The sequence below is a fragment of the Sporosarcina sp. FSL W8-0480 genome, from assembly GCF_037963765.1.
Classification (GTDB): domain Bacteria; phylum Bacillota; class Bacilli; order Bacillales_A; family Planococcaceae; genus Sporosarcina.
Genome location: NZ_CP150166.1, coordinates 212,502 through 237,341 on the forward strand (window position 1 = coordinate 212,502; position 24,840 = coordinate 237,341).

The 24,840-nt window shown below is 42.2% G+C and carries 29 protein-coding genes, 1 pseudogene, 2 riboswitches and 1 other annotated feature; of the genes and pseudogenes, 13 read left to right on the plus strand and 17 right to left on the minus strand.

The window, feature by feature from the left end; genetic code table 11:
• Positions 1-17 precede the first annotated feature (17 nt).
• Genes NSQ43_RS01060 through NSQ43_RS01070 form a run of 3 tightly spaced genes read right to left on the minus strand, consistent with a single transcriptional unit; the run spans position 18 to position 3,074 of the window.
• Positions 18-2,228 (minus strand): histidine kinase dimerization/phospho-acceptor domain-containing protein, encoded by a 2,211-nt coding sequence (locus NSQ43_RS01060; protein ID WP_339252306.1) that lies wholly within the window; start codon positions 2,226-2,228, stop codon positions 18-20.
• Positions 2,228-2,407, minus strand: a complete 180-nt coding sequence (locus NSQ43_RS01065) for a hypothetical protein (RefSeq protein WP_339252307.1) — start codon at positions 2,405-2,407, stop codon at positions 2,228-2,230. Before NSQ43_RS01065 ends, NSQ43_RS01060 begins: the two co-directional genes overlap by 1 nt.
• A complete protein-coding gene (locus NSQ43_RS01070) occupies positions 2,385-3,074 on the minus strand; it encodes a response regulator transcription factor (RefSeq protein ID WP_339252309.1) in 690 nt (229 codons plus the stop codon). The genes NSQ43_RS01065 and NSQ43_RS01070 overlap by 23 nt, the downstream gene beginning before the upstream one ends.
• Before the next feature lie 463 nt (positions 3,075-3,537).
• Here NSQ43_RS01070 and NSQ43_RS01075 point away from each other — a divergent pair, with 463 nt between their 5' ends.
• Both NSQ43_RS01075 and metG read left to right on the plus strand, forming a co-directional pair.
• The gene (locus NSQ43_RS01075; RefSeq protein ID WP_339252311.1) at positions 3,538-3,717 is read left to right on the plus strand and encodes a hypothetical protein; all 180 of its coding nucleotides are present in this window, start codon (positions 3,538-3,540) and stop codon (positions 3,715-3,717) included.
• A gap of 52 nt (positions 3,718-3,769) precedes the next feature.
• Positions 3,770-4,028 (plus strand) — a binding site (T-box leader).
• A 237-nt stretch (positions 4,029-4,265) separates the two neighbouring features.
• Positions 4,266-5,903, plus strand: a complete 1,638-nt coding sequence (gene metG / locus NSQ43_RS01080; protein ID WP_339252313.1) for a methionine--tRNA ligase — start codon at positions 4,266-4,268, stop codon at positions 5,901-5,903.
• Positions 5,904-5,945: 42 nt separating this feature from the next.
• On the opposite strand, the gene NSQ43_RS01085 is transcribed toward metG, so the two are convergent.
• Positions 5,946-6,296, minus strand: coding sequence for a DUF2200 domain-containing protein (locus NSQ43_RS01085; RefSeq protein ID WP_339252315.1), 351 nt, complete (start codon positions 6,294-6,296; stop codon positions 5,946-5,948).
• A 170-nt stretch (positions 6,297-6,466) separates the two neighbouring features.
• Here NSQ43_RS01085 and NSQ43_RS01090 point away from each other — a divergent pair, with 170 nt between their 5' ends.
• From NSQ43_RS01090 to NSQ43_RS01100, 3 genes are read left to right on the plus strand one after another with little or no spacing between them, the layout of a single operon-like run.
• Entirely contained in the window at positions 6,467-7,315 is an 849-nt protein-coding gene (locus NSQ43_RS01090) for a hypothetical protein (RefSeq protein ID WP_339252317.1), read from the plus strand.
• On the plus strand, positions 7,308-7,868 hold the full coding sequence (locus tag NSQ43_RS01095) for a hypothetical protein (protein WP_339252319.1): 561 nt from the start codon (positions 7,308-7,310) through the stop codon (positions 7,866-7,868). Before NSQ43_RS01090 ends, NSQ43_RS01095 begins: the two co-directional genes overlap by 8 nt.
• Before the next feature lie 42 nt (positions 7,869-7,910).
• Positions 7,911-8,801: a CPBP family intramembrane glutamic endopeptidase gene (locus NSQ43_RS01100; protein ID WP_339252321.1), complete on the plus strand. Its 891-nt coding sequence runs from the start codon at positions 7,911-7,913 to the stop codon at positions 8,799-8,801.
• A 41-nt stretch (positions 8,802-8,842) separates the two neighbouring features.
• On the opposite strand, the gene NSQ43_RS01105 is transcribed toward NSQ43_RS01100, so the two are convergent.
• Both NSQ43_RS01105 and NSQ43_RS01110 read right to left on the minus strand, forming a co-directional pair.
• On the minus strand, positions 8,843-9,721 hold the full coding sequence (locus tag NSQ43_RS01105; RefSeq protein ID WP_339252323.1) for an EamA family transporter: 879 nt from the start codon (positions 9,719-9,721) through the stop codon (positions 8,843-8,845).
• 67 nt (positions 9,722-9,788) lie between these two features.
• Positions 9,789-10,205: an SRPBCC domain-containing protein gene (locus NSQ43_RS01110; RefSeq protein ID WP_339252324.1), complete on the minus strand. Its 417-nt coding sequence runs from the start codon at positions 10,203-10,205 to the stop codon at positions 9,789-9,791.
• Positions 10,206-10,325: 120 nt separating this feature from the next.
• On the opposite strand from NSQ43_RS01110, the gene NSQ43_RS01115 reads away from it, so the two are divergent.
• Positions 10,326-10,802, plus strand: a complete 477-nt coding sequence (locus tag NSQ43_RS01115) for a hypothetical protein (RefSeq protein WP_339252325.1) — start codon at positions 10,326-10,328, stop codon at positions 10,800-10,802.
• Between the two features lie 49 nt (positions 10,803-10,851).
• Here NSQ43_RS01115 and NSQ43_RS01120 read toward each other — a convergent pair whose 3' ends face one another.
• Positions 10,852-11,883, minus strand: coding sequence for a hypothetical protein (locus tag NSQ43_RS01120; protein WP_339252327.1), 1,032 nt, complete (start codon positions 11,881-11,883; stop codon positions 10,852-10,854).
• 185 nt (positions 11,884-12,068) lie between these two features.
• On the opposite strand from NSQ43_RS01120, the gene NSQ43_RS01125 reads away from it, so the two are divergent.
• The 5 genes from NSQ43_RS01125 to NSQ43_RS01145 all read left to right on the plus strand — a co-directional run bounded on the left by NSQ43_RS01125 (position 12,069) and on the right by NSQ43_RS01145 (position 15,881).
• Positions 12,069-12,371, plus strand: coding sequence for a hypothetical protein (locus NSQ43_RS01125; protein WP_339252329.1), 303 nt, complete (start codon positions 12,069-12,071; stop codon positions 12,369-12,371).
• A gap of 162 nt (positions 12,372-12,533) precedes the next feature.
• Positions 12,534-12,578, plus strand: a riboswitch (PreQ1 riboswitch).
• 6 nt (positions 12,579-12,584) lie between these two features.
• On the plus strand, positions 12,585-13,070 hold the full coding sequence (locus NSQ43_RS01130) for a QueT transporter family protein (RefSeq protein ID WP_339252331.1): 486 nt from the start codon (positions 12,585-12,587) through the stop codon (positions 13,068-13,070).
• A gap of 139 nt (positions 13,071-13,209) precedes the next feature.
• Complete coding sequence (locus NSQ43_RS01135) at positions 13,210-13,731, plus strand: hypothetical protein (RefSeq protein ID WP_339252333.1); 522 nt, start codon at positions 13,210-13,212, stop codon at positions 13,729-13,731.
• Between the two features lie 160 nt (positions 13,732-13,891).
• Complete coding sequence (locus tag NSQ43_RS01140) at positions 13,892-14,122, plus strand: helix-turn-helix domain-containing protein (protein ID WP_339252335.1); 231 nt, start codon at positions 13,892-13,894, stop codon at positions 14,120-14,122.
• 265 nt (positions 14,123-14,387) lie between these two features.
• Positions 14,388-15,881 (plus strand): BCCT family transporter, encoded by a 1,494-nt coding sequence (locus tag NSQ43_RS01145; protein WP_339252337.1) that lies wholly within the window; start codon positions 14,388-14,390, stop codon positions 15,879-15,881.
• 41 nt (positions 15,882-15,922) lie between these two features.
• On the opposite strand, the gene NSQ43_RS01150 is transcribed toward NSQ43_RS01145, so the two are convergent.
• The 3 genes from NSQ43_RS01150 to NSQ43_RS01160 form a co-directional block, all read right to left on the minus strand.
• The gene (locus NSQ43_RS01150; RefSeq protein ID WP_339252339.1) at positions 15,923-16,909 is read right to left on the minus strand and encodes a homoserine dehydrogenase; all 987 of its coding nucleotides are present in this window, start codon (positions 16,907-16,909) and stop codon (positions 15,923-15,925) included.
• Positions 16,910-16,959: 50 nt separating this feature from the next.
• Positions 16,960-18,261, minus strand: coding sequence for an O-acetylhomoserine aminocarboxypropyltransferase/cysteine synthase family protein (locus NSQ43_RS01155; protein WP_339252341.1), 1,302 nt, complete (start codon positions 18,259-18,261; stop codon positions 16,960-16,962).
• Positions 18,262-18,383: 122 nt separating this feature from the next.
• Positions 18,384-18,499, minus strand: a riboswitch (SAM riboswitch).
• Positions 18,500-18,718: 219 nt separating this feature from the next.
• A complete protein-coding gene (locus NSQ43_RS01160; RefSeq protein ID WP_339252343.1) occupies positions 18,719-19,108 on the minus strand; it encodes a hypothetical protein in 390 nt (129 codons plus the stop codon).
• Positions 19,109-19,143: 35 nt separating this feature from the next.
• Here NSQ43_RS01160 and NSQ43_RS01165 point away from each other — a divergent pair, with 35 nt between their 5' ends.
• Positions 19,144-19,773 carry a glycerol-3-phosphate acyltransferase gene (locus tag NSQ43_RS01165; RefSeq protein WP_339252345.1) on the plus strand — a complete coding sequence of 210 codons (630 nt, stop codon included), beginning with the start codon at positions 19,144-19,146 and terminating at the stop codon, positions 19,771-19,773.
• Positions 19,774-19,843: 70 nt separating this feature from the next.
• Here the strand turns inward: NSQ43_RS01165 and NSQ43_RS01170 are convergent, their stop codons facing one another.
• The 6 genes and pseudogenes from NSQ43_RS01170 to NSQ43_RS01195 form a co-directional block, all read right to left on the minus strand.
• Entirely contained in the window at positions 19,844-20,617 is a 774-nt protein-coding gene (locus NSQ43_RS01170) for a sulfite exporter TauE/SafE family protein (RefSeq protein WP_339252347.1), read from the minus strand.
• Between the two features lie 63 nt (positions 20,618-20,680).
• Positions 20,681-20,908, minus strand: coding sequence for a sulfurtransferase TusA family protein (locus tag NSQ43_RS01175; protein WP_339252349.1), 228 nt, complete (start codon positions 20,906-20,908; stop codon positions 20,681-20,683).
• A gap of 33 nt (positions 20,909-20,941) precedes the next feature.
• Positions 20,942-22,054, minus strand: coding sequence for an MBL fold metallo-hydrolase (locus tag NSQ43_RS01180; protein ID WP_339254731.1), 1,113 nt, complete (start codon positions 22,052-22,054; stop codon positions 20,942-20,944).
• An 81-nt stretch (positions 22,055-22,135) separates the two neighbouring features.
• Positions 22,136-22,405 (minus strand): annotated as a pseudogene (locus NSQ43_RS01185) (rhodanese-like domain-containing protein); the annotation flags it as partial.
• A gap of 15 nt (positions 22,406-22,420) precedes the next feature.
• Entirely contained in the window at positions 22,421-22,903 is a 483-nt protein-coding gene (locus NSQ43_RS01190) for a DsrE/DsrF/DrsH-like family protein (protein WP_339254732.1), read from the minus strand.
• Between the two features lie 97 nt (positions 22,904-23,000).
• Positions 23,001-23,264 carry a metal-sensitive transcriptional regulator gene (locus NSQ43_RS01195; RefSeq protein WP_339252351.1) on the minus strand — a complete coding sequence of 88 codons (264 nt, stop codon included), beginning with the start codon at positions 23,262-23,264 and terminating at the stop codon, positions 23,001-23,003.
• Positions 23,265-23,519: 255 nt separating this feature from the next.
• On the opposite strand from NSQ43_RS01195, the gene NSQ43_RS01200 reads away from it, so the two are divergent.
• A complete protein-coding gene (locus NSQ43_RS01200) occupies positions 23,520-23,741 on the plus strand; it encodes a DUF2187 family protein (RefSeq protein WP_339252353.1) in 222 nt (73 codons plus the stop codon).
• A 45-nt stretch (positions 23,742-23,786) separates the two neighbouring features.
• Here the strand turns inward: NSQ43_RS01200 and NSQ43_RS01205 are convergent, their stop codons facing one another.
• Positions 23,787-24,797, minus strand: coding sequence for a putative sulfate exporter family transporter (locus tag NSQ43_RS01205; protein WP_339252355.1), 1,011 nt, complete (start codon positions 24,795-24,797; stop codon positions 23,787-23,789).
• Positions 24,798-24,840: the final 43 nt, after the last annotated feature.

A 24,840-nucleotide genomic window follows, 5' to 3' on the forward strand; every position in this document is an offset into this window, starting at 1 on the left:
GCAAGCATGCGAATTTATTATTTTGTTGGCACTGTCACAGTCACTTTGAATAAATCGCCGTCGAGTTCGATTTTCATAGTACCTTGATGCATATCGACGATTGATTGTGCAATAGCAAGACCAAGGCCAGAGCCATCGGTATGACGTGATGCATCTGCACGTTTGAAACGTTCAAAAAGTTCATCGATATTTTCGCCAAGTTCGTATTTAGTAATGTTTTTAACGACAAATTCTGCTGAGTCTCCCATTTTTCGGAGTGTCACATAAACACGAGTTCCTGGAAGTGAATATTTAACCGCATTGACAATCAAGTTATCTAAAACGCGCCACCATCTTTGGCCGTCCACATGTGCAATAAGACTTTCTTCAGGCAATGTCGTCCGAAAATCGAGGCCGGATTCCGCGATTCTGTTTGCATGTTCGGCAAGTGCCTGTTGCAGCAATTGCGTTAAATCGACACGTTGCTTGTGGAGTTCAAGATTGCCGCTCGTCATTTTCGACACTTCGAATAAATCCTCGATGAGCGTTTTTAAACGCTGTGATTTTTTATCAAGAATGTCAACATATTTCGCACGTTCTTCCGGAGTGATGTTTTCATCCTTTAGCAGATCTGTATATGTGATGATCGATGTCAGTGGTGTGCGAAGGTCATGGCTAACATTCGTGATTAATTCTGTTTTCAACCGTTCGCTTTTCGCCTGTTCGGTCATGGAAATCCGAACACCTTCACGGAGATTGTTCAAGTTTCTCGCATGATCAGCAAGCGGGGAGCGACCTACCACTTTTATGTCTTCGTTCAATTGTCCTGCCGCGATTCTTTCCGTTGCGACGAAGATCCGGTTTAAGTACGCCATACGTCTAAAATAGATAAATAGCGCAGGTAGACCTAAGAACGCAACACAGAACGCATAAATGATGAATAAAGCATCGTCAATGAACGCAGCAACAAACCCATTACCCGCAAGGAAAAAGCCGATAAGCAGGAAGAATGTTTGCACACCGATAGTTTGTTTGAGGAAAACCTCTTGCACCGCTTTAATGAATCGAAGTGTGTAGCTATCCTTGAAATCCGCTTCGAAAGTTTCTTTCTTCTTATAACGTTCTATACTATTTACAATTTGGAAGACTAAAAATGCTGTCATGAACACTCCAAATAGGACGAAAACGATAAGCGACACAACCCATCTGTCCAATCGTTGGTACATAAAATGATTCAGCAGATTGAAAGATTCGCTGTCGATATAACCGACTAAAACCAATGCAGATAGTAGCATGAACATCGCCTTCGCATCAATTTTGATATTAGCATATCGAATTGCAAAATCCGTTTCCGTCACCCACTCTTTTTTAAACTTCATTACAGTAAATAATGCGATGAGCGATAAGACGCCAAGGAGCCAGAAGGCATACATGCCATATTTGCCTTTTTTGAAATCTTTATATTGATAATACAAAGCCCCGCCTTTTTCTACACTTTTTCGCGGTATGAGGATTTCACCTTCAAATGATTTTACTGGGTTTGCCATATTCATGATATCTTCGTTTGAAATACGGGCTTCCGAATCTTTATATGAAATGGATGACCAATCCCCGTTTGCATAACTCTTAGGCAATGAACTTGCCTTAAAGTACCCGTTTGACGCGTCAAACTTCCTCTTATAAACTGCACTTGTGAATTCGTCCCCAACCGAAAATGTTTCACCTGTCTCGATGTCTGTTAAATTATAGATAACTGGTAGTGAGAATGAATTCCTATTGATTTCATTTAAAAATTGGTCTAACGCTCTTTCTTTCTCTTTTCGGATTTTCGCCTCAACATGGGCGTCATCCGAGAAGTTCTTCTTTATGTCTTCGATTTTGGCATCCCGTTCTGCGATCAATGCCTCTCTTACCACTTCGTCCTTATCTTCCCTTGCATCGAAAATCCTTTGAGCGTATTGCTCTTGGATGCTTGCAAGTTGGTCCGCCAAAGAGCCATAATACGTCCGATGATCCTCAATTTCGCGCGGAGAGACGGTAATCTTTTTCTTCGCTTCTTCCCGGTCGATTGGATTCAAAACGGTAGGACCAATATAATCGTAAAACTCTTCAAGCCTCCACTTTAGGTCGTCGGAATCGGAAAAATCCTTTCCGATTATATTGTGGCCCTGTCTATTTATTGAAAAGGCCGTAAGTAAAACAATCGTTACGAGTGCAGCCCATACGAATAAAAGCGATTTGTTTTTCATTAGGCAACGCCTCCTTTAATAATTCTTGAAAAATAGGCGATTGCCCGAGTCGAGCGTTCCCAACCGTTTTGGGCAAGTTCGAAGACAAGCGGAAAACAATACCCGATGCTGATTACGGCGATGCAGATGGAGATAATAGACAGTAAAATGCTCCAGTCACTTCTCGATTTTGTAGCCAATTCCCCACACCACCTTTACGTACCTTGGATTTTTCGGATCCGCTTCTATTTTTTCACGGATTTTACGGATATGGACAGCGACGATATTTTCCGCATTGTACGCCTCTTCATTCCACACACGTTCGTATATTTCATTTATTGAAAACACACGACCAGCATTTTTCATAAGCAATTCCGTAATCTTATATTCAATCGGCGTCAGTTTTACAGGCTTTCCGTCGACCGATAATTCCTTTGCATCTTCATCAAGAACAAGCCCATCAATCTGGACCTTTTTCTGACCATCATATGTGCCCAATTGAACATATCTTCTTAGCTGCGATTTGACGCGAGCCATCAACTCTAACGGGTGGAAAGGTTTCGTCACATAATCATCCGCTCCAACGGACAATCCATGGATCTTATCCGAATCCTCCACCTTTGCGCTCAGCATGATGATTGGAATGTTCTGCGCCTCCCTGATTTTGAACGTCGCTGTAATCCCATCCATATTTGGCATCATAATATCGAGGATGAGCAGATGGATTTCATTCGTGGCAAGCAAGTCAAGCGCCTCTTTCCCATCCGCAGCTTTCAAGACATCATACCCATCGTTTCTCAGATAAATCTCAATCCCATCGCGGATCTCCTTATCATCATCCGCCACAAGCACCGTGAACTTCGCCATCATCCGCACCTCACTTTCCTCTATGATACCAATTGTAGTGGTTAAATCTTAACATTCCATAAGGAGAATTATGAAGAAATTCTTAAGATGGAGGGTGGTCGGCTTCAGAATTTGTGTTTTTATGGCTGAGTTGTGATAAATCGCGGCTAAGCGGTGATAAACATTGATTTAGTGGTGATAAAAGGGTGATAAACTTTTGTCTACTTGGAATGTTGATGATTTTGCATGGAATTCCTTTTAAAATCGCTATTTTTATGAGCATCGGTGGTAAATGTCCACGAATCGGTGGTAAAACCCTGAGCATCGGTGGTAAACTTCCTCAAATCGGTGGTTAACCCGTGAACATCGGTGGTAAACGACCGCCAAGCCCGTGGAAACAACCTACAAGTCGGCAGTTCATCCACAAACCGAATAATCCACCTCAAAATGAACATGCTTTTCATATACCGGGAGGTGAACTGTTATGACGAAAGACAAAGAGAAGAAAATAAAAAAAGGCAACACGCTCGATCGTGAGGAATTCGGTTATGGCTTTGACATCAGCCCTGAAGATATGGGCGTGATTGGAAAGAACAACAACGTGAAGAATAAAAACAACAAGAAAAAAGCCAATGATGAACAACGCCCACCTACCAATTGGTAATCATTGTTGACTTTTTTGAATAAAGTAACTATACTCATCACAACTACATCTTACAAAGGCAATGAGAGGGAAAAGTAAAAAGCGGATGTCGCATAGAGAGCTTCTGACGGTGGAAATGAAGCGGACGAAACTTTTGAACATGATCCTTGAGCCTCGTACTGAACGTCTTCGGACTAGTAGGATGCGACGAGTTGGCACTTGTTATCCTCGCCAAAGTATAACGCTTTTTTGGCGCGTACTTTTGGAGACAATTAGTGTGAACTAATTGTGCAGTAAGGTGGTACCACGGGTAAATGAACCCCGTCCTTATCGATTTTTATCGATGAGGGCGGGGTTTTTTATTTTCCTGGAAGGGATATGCGCTAATTGGTTCGTTTATGCGTGTCTGGTGGAAGTTATGCGTATGTATCGGCGTTTATGCGTGTCTAACAGTAGTTATGCGCGAGTTGGTGATTTTATGCTTGTTTAGGTGAGGGTATGCGCGGGGCAAGGCTTTTATGCGTTTTAGGATGAGATTCTATATTTATTAGATTAAAGGGGAGAATGAAATGGCTGTTTTTATTGGCGGGGCTTGGCCGTATGCGAATGGTTCGCTGCATCTTGGGCATATTGCGGCATTGTTGCCGGGGGATATTTTGGCGAGATACTATCGGTTGAAGGGCGAGAAAGTTCTTTATGTTTCGGGTAGCGATTGTAATGGTACGCCGATTTCGATTCGAGCGAATGCGGAAGGAGTGTCTGTGAAGGATATTGCTGACCTCTATCACACCGAGTTTGTCGTCAGCTTTTTGAAATTAGGATTTTCATATGATCTTTATACACGGACGGATGGGTCATTCCATCATGAAGTGGTCCGTGAAGTTTTTCTTAAGCTATTGGAGCGCGGGTTTATATACAAAAAGGAAATGGACCAGACGTACTGTGAGTTTGATGAACGTTTTCTACCGGATCGTTTCGTCGAAGGAACTTGTCCGAATTGTGGAAGCGAGGCGCGGGGCGATCAATGTGATAGCTGCGGTTCCATTTTAGATCCGTTAGACTTGATTAATCGATCTTGCAAGCTATGCGGCAAGGAGCCGACTGTGCGAAAGACGGAGCATTTTTATTTCAAATTAAGTGAATTCCAAAACCAGCTTGAATCGTTTGTGGCAAGTGCGGATAAAGATGGAAGATGGCGTGAAAATGCGATTCACCAGTCTGAGCGGTATTTACATGAAGGTCTACATGACCGAGCTGTTTCAAGGGACTTGGAAAACGGTGTCAACGTGCCGGTCGTAGGTTACGAGGATAAGAAGATTTACGTGTGGATTGAGGCAGTGACGGGCTATTATTCCGCAAGCCGGGAATGGGCCATGTTGAACCGAACCGAAATCGATAGGTTTTGGGATGAGGACACGGTCGCCTACTATGTCCACGGTAAAGATAATATCCCCTTTCACACAATCATTTGGCCTGCCATCCTTATGGGAATCGGCAAGGAAAAGGCGGTGCCGACTCATGTTATCTCGAACGAGTACTTGACGTTGGAGAAGCGAAAGTTGTCGACAAGCCAAAACTGGGCAGTGTGGGTGCCGGATATTTTGGATCGATATCATCCAGATTCGGTAAGGTACTTTTTGACTGCGAATGCTCCCGAAAACAGAGACGCTGATTTTTCTTGGCGCGAATTTATTTATAGCCATAACTCGGAATTATTAGGTGCTTACGGGAATTTTGTGAATCGGTCGTTGAGGTTTATCGAGAAATCGTATGGTGGGATTGTCCCTCAGGCGGAAATTAATCAAGCGATTAAAAATACAGTCGTGGAGCTTTATCATGCTGTCGGCAAGAAAATTGAGGACGGTCATTTCAAAGAAGCGATTGAAACTATATTCAATTTCATCCGCGAGGCGAATAAATACTTCGACTCGGAAAAGCCGTGGATTCAAGTGAAGGAGGATGAAGCAGCATGTGAGCGAACCATGGCAACATGCGTCTATATCATCGCTAACCTTTCGCAGTTGCTCTCCCCTTTCCTTCCATTTTCGAGTGAGGAAGTGCAGAGCATGTTGAAATTAAGAAAGCCGGAATGGAAAGAAATTGAGATTCAGGGTTTGAATCTAACGCATGTGAAGCCATTGTTCGAAAGGATAGATGTAGGACAGATTGATACGGAGGTTGCGAATCTGATAAGCCAATCTTCCTAATACGCCGGGCCACAATACAATTCTTCATTTGTGGCCTTGCTATTATTTCCGCAAAATCTTCTCCATCGCTTTACCTTTTGCCAACTCATCTATCAGCTTATCCATATAGCGAATTTCCTGCATCAATGGTTCTTCGATATCTTCAACTCGGACTCCACAGACTACGCCTTTGATTAATTCCCGTGAAGAATTCAATTGGGGAGCTTCTCCGAAGAATGTCTCAAAGTCCGTCTTATTTTCAATTATCGCTCCTAATTCTTCTTGGCTGTAACCAGTCAACCAACGGATAATTTCATCCACTTCCGATTTCGTCCGGCCTTTTTTCTCCGCTTTTGTAATGTAATGCGGATAGACGCTTGCGAAAGTCATTGTATAGATTCGATGCTTGGTCATCATATTTCCTCCCTTTAAAAGAACTTGGATTTATGTCACACCATTATATCATTGAATGTTTTATTTCAATAACCTTCATTTTTACAGTTAGGTCGAAAAATTGATGATGCAATCCCTCAACTGATTTGAGACAATGGAGGTATGCAGAAAAAAATGGAAGGAGTGACTTCGTGAAAGAACGTTTCTTTTGGATTGCGTTAGGTCTAATTGCAGCGAGTTGGGCGTTTAACTCACTATATGCCCAGTCGAAACAATTGACGGAGCCTATTTTTCTTGACCATTATATTGAAATGACGATGGGTGACTATAATTATCTCACTCTCTATTATTTAACAAATAAAAACGACCGTTCTCGTATCAGTCATGTACGCCTTGGAGGTTTGGATGGCTATCCGCAAAATGACTTCATATATAATGACAATTCTATATACAACATCGATACATACAGACATCATGTGTTAAGGAGTGTTTCAGTCCGTCTGCAAAACTTTGAAAGTGACTCCATGACCGATTTTCACCTTAACGACATGGTTGTCTATTTTTCAAATGGGAGGCATGGCACTTTTTCCATCGGAGAAGTAATTATTCACCCTGAAGGATACTTTACACAAGTCGAAATGAAATTAGAACAACCATCGGGTGGTAGTAGCAATGACGGTTCCAGTTGGTATTCATTCCAGGCTACTGAACCTTTGAAAATCGAGAAGATTTCTTTCCCTTTCAATGAACCTATTGAAGAACAATTCAACATTACAATTAGCGGTAGTCAAAAAGACAAATCATTGGAGTCTATTGAGCTTCCGATCCATTTAGAAAAAGACAAGCATTTGCCGCTACGAACCAACTTGAAGACTAAAAGTTTTGTGAATCCATTTGCCTTTCCCATTCGTATAAGTGGAACAACTGATCAGGGAGAACCTTTTACAAGTTACGCCCATTATCATATGTATCCGTATTTGACGCAAGAAGATGTCAATAGGGTGATCGACAAAAAGTCAAGGAGGGATTCGGTTGAATAAAGCGCTACGCAATATTTTCCGAGGGTATCTCTTCATTTTTCTCGATATTTATATCGTGATTGACCTTTTAATGGACCCTATCGGTTATTTCTTGATTTACACCGGATGTGCACGGATTGTTGGTGCTTATCCGAATGCGAAAAAAGCAATGACAGTCGCGATGATTGGTGTTGTTGCGTCTTTGCCTTCCGTTTTCATAAACCTATCGGATCCAGCATTGTCTTTCGGCTGGTCAATCTATGAGAATATCCTTTCAATCCTTAAATTGGTCATTGCGTTTTATTTATTCCTTGTGTTAATGGAAGTCGCCAAAACGTTTGGCAATGAGGAGCTACACAATCGAACGCGGTCTACTTTTAAATACTTTGTCACCATCCACTTTGCAATTTTGACAGTTATGTCCTTTTCCATGAATGTATCTGGCGACGGCTGGGTTGCACTTACGGTAATCCTTATAATTGCCGGAGTGTTTATGGATATTCTGTTTTTATTATTGATCCGCGCTTTTCGAAGGGCTACCCCTGATGAACATCTAATAAGTTATTCTGTTTAACATGGTAATTGGCATAGAGTAAAAGGAATGGAGGTTAGTCAATTGTTTAAAAACGAAGCAAACCAAGTACGCGCTGGATGGCTAATATTTTTAGCATTCGTCGCGATGTTCATCACGCAGCAAATTTTCGCGCTCCCTGGTGGAGTCATGTTAGCCTTAGTGGATTTTCCGTTTCAGGACGGATCATTCGACATGGATATTGATGCCGCTTTTGCAAGGCACCCATGGATTTTCTTATTGACGCAAGGCGGCGGCACGGTCGGCGGAATGCTTGCTACAGTGCTTGTATGGAAATTCGTCAATAAAGGGACATTGCCGCAGCTTGGATTTAGGGGATCGCTGAGGGATTTATGGTTTGGGCTATTTCTTGGTGCGGCATCGATAGTTGTCATTTTCTTGATTTTATTGGTAACAGGAAATATCAAGATGTTGAATTCATTCGGGAGTCCTGAGTTTACCGTGTACACCCTGTCCTATCTCCTTTTATTCATCTTGGTCGGCTTCTTTGAAGAGATGTTTTTCCGGGGATATGTCATGTCAACGATGCAACGGCGAGGAAATCCGAAGTGGCTTATTTATGTAATTTCGGCAGTGATTTTCAGTCTTGTCCATGGCATGAATCCGAATGTAAGTGTTCTTGGACTGGTCAATATTGCGTTAGTCGGGATTTTATTCGCTTATATGTTTGATGCTACAAATAGTTTATGGCTCCCTATTGGCTATCATATTACTTGGAACTACTTCCAAGGGAATGTTTTTGGATTTGCAGTGAGTGGAACTACACCGTACGGGATTTATAATGTATCGGTGGAAAATGGAAATTCATTATTGACAGGCGGAGCGTTTGGGCTTGAAGGTGGCCTTTTGGCAACTTTGCTTATAGTTTTAGGATTCTTTGCGACGAGATTGTATGTGAGGATGAAGGCTGAGTAAGGCGTATATGCGTAGTGAGATTTATGCGTTTTTAAGGCTGCCTAATTGAGGGCAGCCTTTTCTTTTCTTCCGCTTAATGTTAAAACGAGGATTCCTCCCAATAAAAGTGCGATTCCGGACCAAGAAATCAGGTCCAGTCTTTCTCCGACAACAAGAACGCTTAAGATTGCTGCAGTGAGTGGTTCAGCTAATGATAGCGTGACAGCCGAAGAAGAAGGGATCTGCCGTAAGCCGGTTGAAAATAGGATGTACGCTACACTTGTTGCTGCGATTCCAAGATAAATCGTCGTGGAAATGCCAGGAACTGTGAGCAATCCTTCTGTTTTGAATATGAATAAAAAAGGCATGAGCATGACTGCGCTCAATGAGAAAATGACTGCTACAGAAGGAATTGCATCCGCTTTTTCCAATACTGTTTTATTAAACAGAGTGTAGAACGCGAATAATAGACCTGCACAAAGGGATAAAGTAACCCCTATCGGATTGACGATCAACCCTTCTTTATTTGAAAATAATAACACACATCCGACAACGGCAAGTGATGTCGCCGTTAGCCAGACTTTTGTTGGACGGCGTTTTAAGATAAGCCATTCAATTACCCCTGAAAACATCGGCGCGCTTCCGATCGCGACTACCGTTCCAATCGCGATTCCAGTTAAACGGATAGATGTGAAAAAGCAATATTGGAAGATTGCCATCGCCAACGCAGCAAAAATCGTCGCTTTCCATGGCCAGTTGCGGAAATTAATTTTCCGAAGTATGAGCATGATGATGAGCAAAGCAAAACCTCCGACAGCGAGACGTGAAGCCCCTACTGCCAATGGATGAACAGTTTGTGGCATAAAAGTTTGCGCGGTGCCCGTCGTTCCCCAAAGTACCGCTCCTAATAACACTGCAACAAACGCAAGTCGTTGTGACAAAAAAATCCCCTCCCCCGATACATCGAATATATCATGATATCGGGAAGTGGTGTGTGAATTCTCTAAATTATTCAGTTTCAGATTCAATTATTTTCTTCAATTTTGCCAAAAGACCATCCCAACCTCCGGACATACGCGGACGGACGACTTCATGCGATTCTCCAAATTCGGTTTGCTTTCCATCTTCCCAGCCGGCATGAGTGAATTCCAATTCCGTTTTCCCATCGACTTCCCTTAGGTGAAAATGAATTTGCCAATCCTTTCCCCAGTTGAAGGAAAGGCGGTATGGTGATTGCACTTCAGTCACTTTGCACGTTGATTCTCCCCAAGGCCCCGCTTGCAAGGTGAATTCCTTTCCTTCTATGGGTTCCATATCATTCGGCATGAACCATGCGCCGATCCCTTCTGCTGTTGAGACGTATGGCCAGACTGTTTCGATTGGTGCATGGATTATGATGTTTTTTCTAATTTGATTTTCAGACATTTGGTTCTCTCCTTAAGCATATTTCGTTAATATCTTCCAAATTTATAGCGGTATTGATACTGTAGATTATGAGGGTTTCATTGTCAAAAGGGATGAAAAATAAAGGAGTGTTATCAGACGATGAGTTCATTTACATTATTAGTTTCAGACAGTCCGTTAAAAGAAGTTGATTACAGCGGCATTGCTGAGATCACAGTAGGAGAATTGAAGAAGTTATATCCGATTAATGAAAATACACCAGAAGAACCTTGGCATACGATGGATGATGATGTCCGAGTTTTGCACGCGCCGGATGAGTCAGCATTTGGTCACCTAACTATATCGGTTTGTACAAATCCACCCTATGACTTGGATTTTTACTCTGAAAAGGAATATATGTATTGGCTTTCTGGAAATTGGAATGACAAATTTTTAACTGATTTCGCGAATTATATAAAGGAATATATAAAAGCAGAAGAAAACGTCGAGTTACTGATTTTCTGGGCCGGTGACGGAGAGCAAAAACTGGTGGAGCGAACGGTTAAGATTGATGAAATTGAGCCGAGTGATCTTGAAATGTATAAAAACGGAGACAATCTTCGTTTGCAGTTTGTGTAAGTTCATATGAAAGGCGCTTCTCTTTTGTCTGAGAGGCGCCTAAATTTCATTAAGGAATAAAATCAATTTTTTGGAGCTTCTCCACAATCTCTGGATGAATCCGATTCTCCGTTTCATCAATCACATTGTCTGCGTCAATTTCCTTGAACACATCGTAAATAGCTTTTAACCGAATCATTTGCTCAGCCGTCGGCGGCTTACTATCCATTTGGTTCAGCAAGTCAATGGCGGTATTTAAAGATATATTCAAATCCCGATTCAAATCCGCAACCGTCCCTAACAATCCCCTAACATTATAAAGGTCTTCTATAATCGGATAGATGATGGCCCTTCTCTTTTCTGTATCCTGAAGAGTTTTATCGTCAGCTTCAAGAACCGACAATGTTTTAGTTGTAAATGCCGTTTCCATTAATTTGTATGCGTCTTTGAAAAAGGCATAAGACGCAGGTTTGTTATAGTGATCTTGCATATTTTCTTTTTTATAGATAGTCTCTTTATAATATCCTTTTTCGTTTTGATCATATGTGAATTTCTGCACCGTTCTATTAGCATGCTGCGACATAACCATTACAATTGCTTGTTTTTTATCAATTATGGTTGTACTGAAATCTACTGAACCTAACTGAACATATTCATCAAAAAGTGAATACGTTTCCTCTCCGTCTTTCACTACCAACATCCAAGTCTGCCCATCGTCCCATGCAAAAAGGCCATCGTCGGTTTTCCCAGCATTCACATACAATTCTACTATTTCCTCTTCGCCGTCCCGATCCAAGTCCAAGACAGCTGTTTTATAAAGCGTTTGAGGATATTTTTCAATAGCCTTTGCATGAATTATTGAATTGTAATAACTCACTTGTTGATTCGCAGCTTGCTCAAGCGCTTTCCTTTCCTCTTCTATTGTTTTTAATAGGTCATCTTTTTCCAATGTAATTTGCTCAATTTGCTTTTTCAGTTCGCTGATTTCGTTTGCTTGATCCGTGTTTGCCTGATTTTCGTTTACTTGATCTACTTTTCCCTGATCTGTACATCCGAAAAGCATACTTGTTACGCATATCGTTCCCAGTAATAGCTTCCTCAATTCCCAACCCCCTAAAGTTTGAAGAATCCGTTCGTATTTCCCTACTATTAATACGTTAGAAATGGTGAATTTGTTTCAATATGCGTGGAAAAATGGGGATTAAGTGGAATGAATGGACCTTGAACGCGGAGGAATGGGCCCTCGGCGAGAAGAATGGACCTTGAACGTGGAAGAATGGGCCCTCGGTGAGAAGAATGGACCTTGAATGCGGAAGAATGGACCTTTGGCGTAAAGAATGGACCTGGAACGCGGAGGAATGGGCCCTCGGCGAGAAGAATGGACCTGGAACGCGGAGGAATGGGCCCTCGGCGAGAAGAATGGACCTGGAACGTGGAGGAATGGGCCTACGAGGATGCTTATCCAATGCCAAAGGGAACTCATCGCCTGAAAACGAGAACTCTTTGCTTGGAAACGAGAACTCTTCCTGCTTAAACGAGAACTCTTTGACCGGAAAAGAGAACTTTTCCGGCTTGAATGAGAACTCTTAGCTACTTTACGAGAACTTGCAAGGCATAATCGAGAACTCGCACCACCTAAACGAGAAGTCTAACGGAAAAACCGAGATTCCCATATCTGAAATCACCTCCATCTTTCACCCAAAATCTATTGAACAACCAAAAGCTCTATGTTAAACTGGATGGCAGGCTTTCTGCCACGTGGTTCGTAACCATCCCACGATAAAAAACTAAGGAGAAATGAATATGAAAGTAAAAATGATGGCAACGAGCGGAATTATCGCTGCGTTGTATGTTGCTGTGACGTTTTTGATAGCGCCATTCGGGTTCACAAATATCCAGTTTCGCTTGTCAGAGATGTTCAATCATCTCGTTGTGTTTAATAAGAAATATATCGTTGGCGTCGTATTAGGTGTATTCATTGCGAACTTGTTCTTCTCGGAACTTGGACCGATTGACCTCGTATTTGGTGTAGGACAATCCATACTTGCACTATCGATTACAATCCTGTCAGCGAGATTCATCAAAGGGCTATACCGACGCATGTTTTTCAATACAATCGTCTTCACGTTCACGATGGTCATTATTGCATGGGAATTGAACATTGCTCTGGGATTTCCTTTCTTATGGACATGGTTGTTCGTCGCTGTTGGTGAATTCGTTGTCATGGCAGTCGGTATTCCGGTAATGGCAGCGTTGAATAAAAGGCTTCATTTTGAGAAGTTAATATAAAATAAATGAGGCGTTCATTCATTGGACGCTTCTTATTTATCGTAAAATCAGTTTTCTAACTATTCTTAATTCACCATTGTATAATAATAACAACTATGATACGGTTTTCATTAACAAGATAAAGAAAGGAAGGAATTGATTGAAAAAAAGCGTTCTTTTTTTTATATTGTTCCTGTTAACGGCTTGTTCACAAACGGATAAAAGCTTCGAGAATCAGCCCGGTGGTGCACCAATTCAGACAACTAAACAAAACTTTGGAAAACCTGACCTCCAGGTTGGCATCGATTCTGGTGTCACAATGGCAATTATCGATAAGTACTGCTGGGAAGATGAAAACAAAACATGTAATATTGAGCCTGACAAACCGCATGATCTTCTACTTGGCGCATTTTCTTTAACTGTTCCAGCAGGCGAGGAGATACGTTTTAGAATTAATGCGAAAAGTTTTGAAGAACTTGTCTTAAAAGATATGGACTCTGTCACTATGACTCAATTTTTTAAGAGCGAAGAGTCCCAAATCGAAGTGCCCGTAGGCGAAGATGGGAATCGATCCTTTATTGCTCCAAATGAGAAGGGAAGATACTTTTACTCGGGTTTAATTAGATGGGATAGCGAGGTTAAAGGCGAGGCGAGCTTTGCATTTTCAATTATTGTTAAGTAAGAGATTTTTCATATGAAAAAGCGGACGGTGAAAAAAGATCACCATCCACTTTTTTTAATTTACATGCCCAAGCCAAAATTAGGTTTTCAATCATTGATAACCCTTTCATAAGCGTATTGATTACCTATATAATGAAAACAATTCAAGGGAGGACTTCAAAATGTATATGACCATTCAAGAAACTGCCGAATATTTAGGCATGCCTGTCCAACAAGTACAAAAATACGTTTGGGAAGGTCGCATTCGTGCGGTACACGATGGCGAACAATTTTTCATCAATCAAAGCCAGTTCGACAATTATTTCAACGAGCTTGAAACACTAAAAAAACAAATTGAAGATTATTTGAATGAACCGATTCCACCCGACCGTGATATTAAAGATGAAGATTAAAAACCGGCACACGGGGTAAACTGAAATTAACGATCAAATGTAGTAAAAAAGGCACAATTTATTCATTAAATTCGACGGGAATCTGCAATTTGGAAAACCCAATTTTTTCGCCATGCAGACTATATTGATAATGTTTATATGTGTTTATGAAAAAATAAAACATTCTACTCAACACAGTTGTCAAACTATTATTCCTTTTGCGTTCCCGCTACACAGTTGATATAGTGTATAGTCGTTTCAAAATTAACTATTCATAGGGGGAAACATGCGAAAAATATCAAACGTGTTTTATATAACAATTGGTCTTATTATATTGGCCGTCGGGTATGGGGTTCTTGCAGCAGATAGTTTTGCGACCGTGACGACTTCCATCAAATCTTTTATCTCATCAACGTTCGGTTGGTATTATATGCTCCTGCTTTCATTACTTCTTGTAATTAGCCTATTCACTATTTTTAGTCCAGCCGGGAAAATCCGTTTGGGGAAGGACGATGATCGGCCTTCATTTTCCACGCCTACTTGGATTGCAATGCTATTTTCTGCTGGGATGGGGATTGGGTTAGTCTTTTACGGTGCAGCTGAACCGTTATCTCACTTTGCCATCAACCCTGCAACGACCGAGCCGAATACAGATGCCGCTTTCAGAGAGTCGATGCGTTATACATTTTTCCATTGGGGTCTACATGTTTGGGCCATGTACGGAATTGTCGCTTTGTCACTCGCGTATTTCCAATTTCGAAAAGGAGAACCGGGGTTAATTTCAGCAACATTGAAGCCGATTTTCGGTAAAAAAATGGAGGGGCCATGGGGTGTCCTCATCGATGTACTTGCCGTTTTTGCAACAGCTTTTGGCGTTGCCACTTCTCTCGGCTTCGGTGCTGTTCAAATTAACGCAGGGCTGAATTATCTATTTGGCTTTACAATCGGTTTTGTACCACAATTAATCATCGTTGCTGTTGTAACAGTCCTATTTATCATGTCCGCGTGGTCGGGACTTAGTAAAGGAATCAAGTATTTATCAAACACTAACTTGATACTTGCCTTGGCTTTATTAGGTTTTGTACTTATTTTAGGACCGACTTTGCTCATTTTCAATATCTTCACTGATTCACTTGGAGGGTATCTTGCCAATATTGTATCGATGAGTTTCCGTACGGCTCCGCTAAATGCTGATTATCGAGACTGGCTGGATACGTGGACGATTTTCTATTGGGCTTGGTGGATCTCTTGGGCACCATTCGTCAGCATGTTCATCGCCCGCGTTTCAAAAGGAAGAACGATACGAGAGTTCATGGTCGGCGTCATGTTGGCGCCAACGCTTTTAAGTGCAATCTGGTTTTCCGCATTCGGAGCAACCGCCATTAATATCCAACGGGAAGGGATTGCGGATTTAGCGAAAGCATCTACTGAATTGACGATTTTCGAGATGTTTCACACGATGCCAATGTCCTTCATCATTTCAATTGTTGCAGTTATACTGATTAGTTCGTTTTTCATAACATCTGCAGACTCGGCAACTTTTGTATTAGGCATGCAGTCCACTTATGGTTCATTGACACCTTCAAATAGCGTTAAAATTACATGGGGCGTCATCCAATCAACCATCGCTGTCATCCTACTGTCTGTTAACGGACTGACAGCATTACAAAACACAATAATCATTGCAGCTTTGCCGTTCTCCTTCATCATGTTGCTTATGATTATCTCTCTTATAAAAGCTCTAAAAGACGAGGGACCGAAAAGGGCAAGGAGTAAATAACATAAAGGACTGACCGGAATTTTTCCTGGTCAGTCCTTTATTTAACTTGGAATTAAGACAGCCTCATGTTGTCGGATAATATGCAGGAGGTCGGCAATCATAGCACTGCCAGTTGGATACATTCCAGCTCCCGGACCGACCAATGTCAACGAACCAAGGTATTCAGTCTTCACAATGACTGCATTGTCGACTCCATCAATATTGTAAAACGGATGATTAGCGCCTATTAAAGCAGGACCGACAGTGCCTCGCAGCTTTCCGTTTTCATCCACCCAAATATCGGCAATATGTCGATATCGAAGATCTTCTTTTGAAGCTTCAATTAGATCATTGGATTGAAGATGATCAATTCCAATTACCGGAACTTCATCCCAGTTAGGCTGCTGTCCAAATGCAAGCGAACTAAGGATCATCAATTTGCGAAATGCGTCCATTCCAGTCACATCATCAGACGGATCAGCCTCCGCAAAGCCCTTTCGTTGCGCATCCAGCAGTGCTTCCTCAAATGAAGAACCAACAGATCTCATTTTGGTTAAAATGAAGTTCGAAGTGCCATTCAGTATGCCTTGGATCCGCTTCACTCGGTCGCCCGCAAGAAGGTTGGTCACAGTCCTAATAATCGGGATCCCACCAGCTGTTGTTGCTTCAAATCCAACTCGCACATTACGGAAATCCGCATGTTTTATCAATGCAGGGCCATGTTTTGCGAACATCTTTTTATTCGCTGTAATGATATGGCACCCCTTCTCAATCGCATCGGATAAATACGTATAGGCAGGTTCTTCTCCAACAATTGCTTCAAAAACAATATCGATTGTTGGGTTGTTCAGTATATCTCGAAAATCATCAGTAACTTGAACGTCCGTTAATGACGTACGTTTTTTCGTCTTATCTTTCACAAGAATGGATACGACATCTACGGTGAAACCTGTGTGTTTTTTAATTTCTTCTTGCTTCTCCCGCAGAATCCTATATACACCTTCACCAACCGTGCCAAATCCAAGAATCGCCACTTTAATCGACGGCATTCCACAACACCCTTTCTCAGGGCGCCCGCTATTAAAGAGCAAGACGCCTGTTATTGAACAGTGACCGGTACCGCCTTTTCAATTGCCTGCTCAAGGTCCGCAATGATGTCTTCTGTGGATTCCAAACCGACAGATAGGCGAATCAATTCTTCAGCCACTCCGGATTTCACTAAATCTTCCGCTGACAATTGTTGATGCGTTGTAGAAGCTGGGTGGATGATTAATGATTTTGCATCGCCGACATTCGCCACATGAGACCAAAGTTTAATATTATCAATAACTTTACGTCCCGCTTCACGGCCGCCTTTAATGCCGAATACGATGATAGAACCGAAGCCGTTTTTCAAGTATTTTTTCGCGTTTTCATATGTCGGATGATCGTCAAGGCCTGTATATGTCACCCATTCCACAGACGGGTGATTTTTCAGGAATTCGGCGACTTTAACGGCATTTTCATTATGGCGAGTCACGCGCAAATGTAGTGTCTCCAGCCCTTGAAGGAAGTTGAAAGCACTGTCCGGGTCAAGACACGGGCCGAAATCGCGTAATAATTGGACGCGTAACTTCGTAGCGAAAGCAGCTGTTGCCGTGTCGATTCCATAGCGTAGACCATGATAAGTTTCATCCGGCTCTGTGAATCCCGGAAACTTGCCTTTCGTCCAGTCGAATTTCCCAGCATCGACGACGACTCCGCCGATTGTTGTTCCATGACCGCCAATCCATTTTGTTGCGGAATGGATGACAACGTCTGCTCCAAAGTCGATTGGGTTCGACCCGTATGGGGACGCGAATGTGTTGTCGATGAGGAACGGGATATCATTCTCATGAGCAATGTTTGCGACCGCTTCGATATCAAGCACTTGGAGACTTGGATTACCGATTGTTTCTGCAAAAACAGCTTTCGTTTTTTCAGTGATCGCAGCACGGAAGTTTTCAGGGTCTTCTGCGTCAACGAATTTGACAGTGATTCCGTAACGAGGAAGGGTCACGGCGAACAGATTATACGTACCACCGTATAGATTGCTTGCAGCAACGATTTCATCCCCTGCCCCTGCAATGTTCAAAATTGAAAACGCAATGGCTGCCATTCCGGAAGATAGTGCTACTGCAGCAGTTCCGCCTTCCAGTAGCGCAACCCGTTCTTCAAATACAGCAACGGTTGGATTAGTAATACGTGTGTAGATATTGCCTGCTTCTTGCAGACCGAAAAGGTTTTGGGCATGTTCAGTGTCACGGAAAACGAATGCAGTTGTGCGGTGGATCGGCACAGCCCGGGAACCAGTCACAGGATCCGGCTTTTGGCCTCCGTGTAAAAGAAGAGTTTCAGGTTGAAGTTGTTTGTTGTTTGTCATTGTCATTACCTCCAGTGGTTTTTTTAAGATGAAATTAGTTCAATGCGGAGGCGTTGGGGGTTTTTGGAATAAAAAAATAACCCCTTTCGCTAAGAGAAGGGTTACGCTTTCGCTTATTCCTCCTCTTATCTTTCAGACCGTTCGCACGAATCTGTAGGAAGTAGCACCTTTGCAAGTTCATCACTTGCCGGTTGCCGGGCATCGCAGGGCCTAGTCCCTCCGCCGCTCTTGATAAGAGTTTGGGTATTCAGTTTTTCATCTTGTTGAACAGTATAGGAGACTATTTTTTAAAAGTCAAGGGGGCAAATTTATTTTTTTCTGAAACTTGCGCTTTGTTAATAATGTTATGATGATTTTATTAGTTATGAAGTGAGCTTGGGCGTTCGATGAGGATTCTTGAGCGGTAGGGACACACTGTTGAGCGCGGAATGCGATTCTTGAGCGCGGATGGACAATGTTAAGCGCGAAATGCAATTCTTGAGCGCGGATGCACAATGTTGAGCGCGGAATGCGATTCTTGAGCGCGGATGTACAATGTTGAGCGCGAAATGTGATTCTTGAGCGCAGATGTACAATGTTGAGCGCGAAATGTGATTCTTGAGCGCGGATGCATAATGTTGAGCGCGAAATGTGATTCTTGAGCGCGGATGCACATTGTTGAGCGCGAAATGTGATTCTTGAGCGCGGATGCACATTGTTGAGAGCGAAATGCAATTCTTGAGCGCGGATGCATAATGTTGAGCGCGGAATGCGATTCTTGAGCGCGGATGGACAATGTTGAGCTCGGAATGCGATTCTTGAGCGCGGATGCATAATGTTGAGCGCGTAACTCGATTGTTGGGCGCACAATTGAAAATCTATACTATTCTTGGGGGATTTAAAATGACTTTATGGATTATAAGCATCGTTGTTTTAGGATATATAGTGGGTTGCTTACATGGTTCGACAATTGCACGGTTGATTTCCGGGGTTAATCTGAAAGAGACAGGGGTTAAGAACGCGGGCGCTTCGAATGCGATGATTGTACTTGGGAAAAAATATGGCGCACTCGTTGCTTTGATTGATATCGGTAAAGGGATTTTCGCGGTCATTATTGTAAGAGTGCTTGCTGGACATTTTGGATTATCCACTGACCAGATCACTTTGTTGTTATTCATTGCGGGTGCCGCTGTTATATTCGGTCATAATTTTCCGTTCCATATGAAATTCAACGGAGGAAAAGGTACTGCAACTGTAATCGGGGTGCTCTTTGCTATCGATTGGCGGTTCGGACTTGCCGGATTTGCTCTGTTTATTCTTATCGCCATCGTTACAGATCTTATAGTCTTCGGTGTACTTATGCTTTATATCACTCTTATTTTAATGGCCTTTTGGCTCGACGGTACTTGGACAATTTTTGTCGCAGCTTTACTTTTTTTGATGGCAATTTGGAAGCATATTGAAAATCTTAAAAGGATTCGCGAAGGTACCGAACCACGTATTCGCGCAGCATTTAAGAAAAAACGGCAATAAATCTATTATCCTTATGGATAGCAAAGAGGCACTTTAACAGTTGATCTGTTCAAGTGCCTCTTTTGTAATGTCAAAAATCTAACCAGATTTTGATGGCTGTACCTAAAATTAATAAAGCCAATATACCCTGCAATATTTTCGTGTTCATCTTCTGTCCAGCCTTTGCCCCCAATGGAGCAGCGAGGATACTGGCTACAATCATAACAGCAGCCGGACTGTAAAGGACTTGGTCCGTTACAATCTTTCCTATAGTCGATCCAATCGATGAAATGAATGTGATTGCAAGTGACGTTGCTATCGTCATGCGCGTCGGTATTTTTAGGACGACAAGCATGATCGGAACTAAAATAAAAGCTCCTGCAGCTCCTACTATTCCGGCCGCAACCCCTACAATGAAAGCTAATACCGCCGAAAGCCATTTATTGAAAAAAACCTGATCCGTCGGAATATCGTCCAATCCTTTCTTTGGAATGAACATCATGATGGCCGCAATTGTTGCCAAAATGCCGTATACAAGGTTGATGCTTCCCTCTGAAATCAAGTTGGATCCGTAGCCCCCGATGAAACTTCCTACCAAGATTGCGCTGCCCATATAAATTATTAATGTTTTATTGAGATATCCACTTTTCCGATACGCCCATACACCCGAAATTGTCGCGAAAAACACTTGAATCGCGCTAATGCCAGAGACTTCATGTGCAGAGAATGCCGCAACGCCAAGCAAGGGCGGGATGTATAATAGCATCGGGTATTTGATAATTGAACCGCCGATGCCGACCATGCCGGAAACGAAGGATCCAACAAACCCGATAAGGAAAATCGCGACTAAAAATGTCATATCCATAGAGTCGTCCTCCTATTTGTTATTAAGAAAAGGGTATCTACTTAGATACCCCCTCCCCTACACTCATCCTTTTTTAATAAAAAACGTAAAGACGCTATCTTCCTCTTTTTGGTCTACCATTTCATGACCGCTGGATTTCGCCCATGCTGTCAAATCAGCAACTGAGCCTTTATCGGTCGTATGGATTTCCAAGATTTCTCCTGCTTCCAATTCCTTTATCGCCTTCCTTGTACGTACAACAGGCATTGGGCATGCTAATCCTTTTGCATCTACTACATTTCTACTATTCATTTGTCATCTTCTCCTTTTAATTTAATTTTTTTATTAACGGACTGCACAACGATTAGGTCCAATTTCCATTTCACGTTGTGTTTCTTCATCGGGCATGATTCTTCCCATGTTCGTTTGACGGATTTCTTGGTATGCATTTGGTTGAGGAGGTAAATTTCCTGTTACCATTTGACGGAACTCTTGTTCATCCTCGATATTTAAACCGTGGTTCTTCTCAAAAAGTGTTCCTAACTTTTCCGATACACTTCCGTCTTCTTTCAATTCTTCGATGATCATGAAGTGCGCTGGCAGAACGAGCAGGTCCTTTGCCAGTTCACGGTAACGGCCATACAACGTTTCCCGTAGGTCGCGAACCCAATCCTCCGCTAATCCCGCAAGGTCTGGACGCCCAATGGAATCGATGAATAAAATATCACCTGATAATAAATAGGCATCATCGACAATAAACGAAGTAGAGCCAATTGTATGACCCGGTGAATAAAGTGCCTGAATATCAATTTTTGAACTACCCACCGTTATGACACGACCATCTTCAAGCGGTTCGTATGCAAACGTCACTTCAGTAGCGTCTTTTGGTGGTAGCCAGTACGTTCCATTCACGGCTTCAGCAATTTTTCGTCCCCCGGAAATATGGTCCGCGTGCAGATGTGTATCGAGCACATTCGTAATTTTTACGTCCAACTGTTTTGCGAAATCAATGAAGACATCTGTCATTCTTGTCGCATCTACAATTGCGGCTTCCCCGTTCGAAATGATCATGTAAGAAAGGCATCCTTTTCCGATTCGGATGAATTGATAAATAGCACCACCATCTTTCAAGTTGCCAACTTTCACAGGCTCCAAATGTTCACTCCATGCTTTCATGCCACCTTGCAAGTAGTTGACATCACGTCCGGCTTCAGCGAGCATTTCCGCGACAAATATAGAAGAACCCTCCTTCGCACAGACAACAACAACAGCCTGATCTGTCGGGATTTGATCGAGGATTTCTTCCACTCCATCCAGTAAATCAAAATAAGGGATATTCAAGTACTGGATATTCTCCCCTTCGATTTTCCAATCAGCAAACGCGTCTTCATTACGGACATCCAATACGAAGAATTTCTCTTTATTAATCACTTTTTTTGCAACTTCTTCAGCGGTTATTGGTGTACCTAAATTACCACCAATACTGGTGGGAGTATTATTTTTTGTAAAAAAATCCTCTACTGGTCCTTCCCAAGCTAACATACCGCCTTCCATATTAGCGACTTTATATCCGTAGCTTTCAAGGAATTTCGTCGCCTGTCCACTGCGGCCTCCCGAACGACAAACCATTGTGTATTCAACCGCTTTATCCAACTCATTCATACGGAATTCCAATAAACCAAGCGGTATATTAATCGCACCAGGGATTTTACCTTCTGCAACTTCATCCACCTCTCGAACATCTATCAGATTAAGCTGTTTGCCCTCGGATAATTTTGCTTCAATTTCTTTTGCTGTTACTTCAATCATTTTATTTCCTCCTTTTTAGATAAATAAATTCACATTGCCCTCTTGTGCATCAGCTAAATAAGCCGCGACTCCCGCATAATCGATACCATCTAGTAATTCGTTTTGATCAAGACCTAACAAATCCATTGTCATTGTACATGCTACAAGTTTGATATCTTGTTCCTGCGCCAATTCGATCAGCTGGGGAAGCGTCATCGCATTATGCTTCTTTATGACATGCTTAATCATTTTAGGTCCCATTCCAGCCATATTCATTTTTGAAATGCCCAACTTATCAGCCCCACGCGGCATCATTTTCCCGAACATCTTTTCAAGGAAACCTTTTTTAACTGGCACATGTTCCTCCTTACGAAGTGCATTCAAACCCCAAAATGTATGGAAGATTGTGACTTCATGATCATAAGCCACGGCTCCATTTGCAATGATATAGGCTGCCATTGCTTTATCATAATCGCCACTGAACAACACAATGGTCGTCTTTTTCGTTCCCGACAATATAATCATCCTTTCTTTTCACTACCATTACCCCTATGGGTATATTAAAGAGTTAAAATAAAAGAGTCAACAGTTTGTGACTCTTTACGAGCAGGTCTACTTAACGGCTCTTTACAAGAAGATTTACAGCTTCCTTCACGATATCCTCTTGAGACATCGGATTATTTTCGTCAATACTTTGCATGCATGCAATGATGTTCGAGCTGACAATGACGCCAATTGTACGGTCAATTGCCGAACGAGATGCTGACAATTGCGTGACGACCTCTTTGCAGTCCTTGCCTTCTTCAATCATTCGTAAAATCCCTTTTATCTGGCCTTCGATTCTTTTTAATCGATTTACAACTTTTTCATCGTATTGCAATTCGTTTCAGCTCCTTTCTTGTTGATTATGTTTAATAGTTTATACCCCCTTAGGTATATTGTCAAGAGGTTTGATTGTAGTCAACGAATCCTGTTTTCAGCGAAGTTCGACAAATTATGGTATACTAATAGTAGACAACTTGATTTAGATCGTTTTCGACTAGTTGTTTTCCATCATGACTTTTTTGGCTAAGGACAATCCTTAGCGTTTTTTCTTTATAGGTTATGGTGAGAATGCACAGTAGGAGGGATTCGATTGGCTTTTCCACGTAGGGAGAAACCTGTTTCAGATTTTGTCGCAGCTCGTCATATTGACGAAGAGATTTCATTCACCCGTAATGATCATGAGGTGAATGGAACAATCCACAAGATACTAGAGAATTCGGTTATCGTGAAGATTTCCGAGGATGATGCAGAGAGGATTGGTGTCGCATCCAATCTCACTGTTGTTGCACACAAGAACTACTCAGTAGGTTAATCTATACGAAAAGGGCATCTCTCAGGAGTGCCCTTTTTCAATTCTTTATAAAATAAAATACACTAAAACAGATAAACAAATTGATGTTATTGTGACCGCTATTAATGGTCTCATCGCCCGGTCTAATAAGTCTTTCAAACTTACGTTTAGACCAAGCCCGACCATTGCGGCTGTCAATAGCCACGTTGTTGCGCTACTGATTCCTGACATCACCCCGTCCGTTACCGGAATGGAATGACCTAATACATAACTTCCAAACAAGCTCATTAATATGAACCCGACAAGGAACCATGGGAATTCGATTTTGGTCTGCTCCCCATCCTCTCCCTTGCTTTTACGTTTCATGAAATAGATAAAGATAAAGCATAGTGGTACCAATAGAAATACCCTGCCTAATTTTGCGAGTAATGCGATGGCGAGTGCATCCTCCCCTGCTGGTGCAGCCGCAATTGCAACATGCGCCAATTCATGGAGACTCATTCCCGACCAAATTCCATAATCAGTTGGAAGAAGGGGCAATATTGGTCGCAATAGCGTGTAACCGATTGCAAAAACTGTTCCTAACATCGCGATAATACCAACGCCAATTGCGGTATCTTCATCCTTGGCTTTGATAATCGGTGCGACCGCTGCGATGGCTGCTGCCCCACAAACACCAGTCCCGACACCAAGGAGCAAAGAAATATTCCTATCCGCCTTCAACCATTTTGCAAGAAGCACCATGGCTCCAATCGCAAAAGCGATGACCAATACATCGCGCGCCAACAGTCCTAAACCATCTCGGAATACAACGTCAATGTTTAATTTCAATCCGTATAGAATGATTGCCAACCGAAGCAGTTTTTTAGTTGAAAAGGTAATTCCTGCGCGAACCCATTCGGGATAACCGAATAATTGTCTATATGTAACAGCGATGATAATGGCGCTTGCCAACTGTCCTATGTGACTGAATCCGGGTACTTTCGCTAGTATAAAACCTAATAAAGCAATAAAAAATGTGAAAGCAATTCCCGTGATCCATAGAATTTTCTTGTTAGTGAGCTTCTTTTCAATCATATTCAGCACCTCCTTATTTAAGGGTAATACGAAGTATTTCATA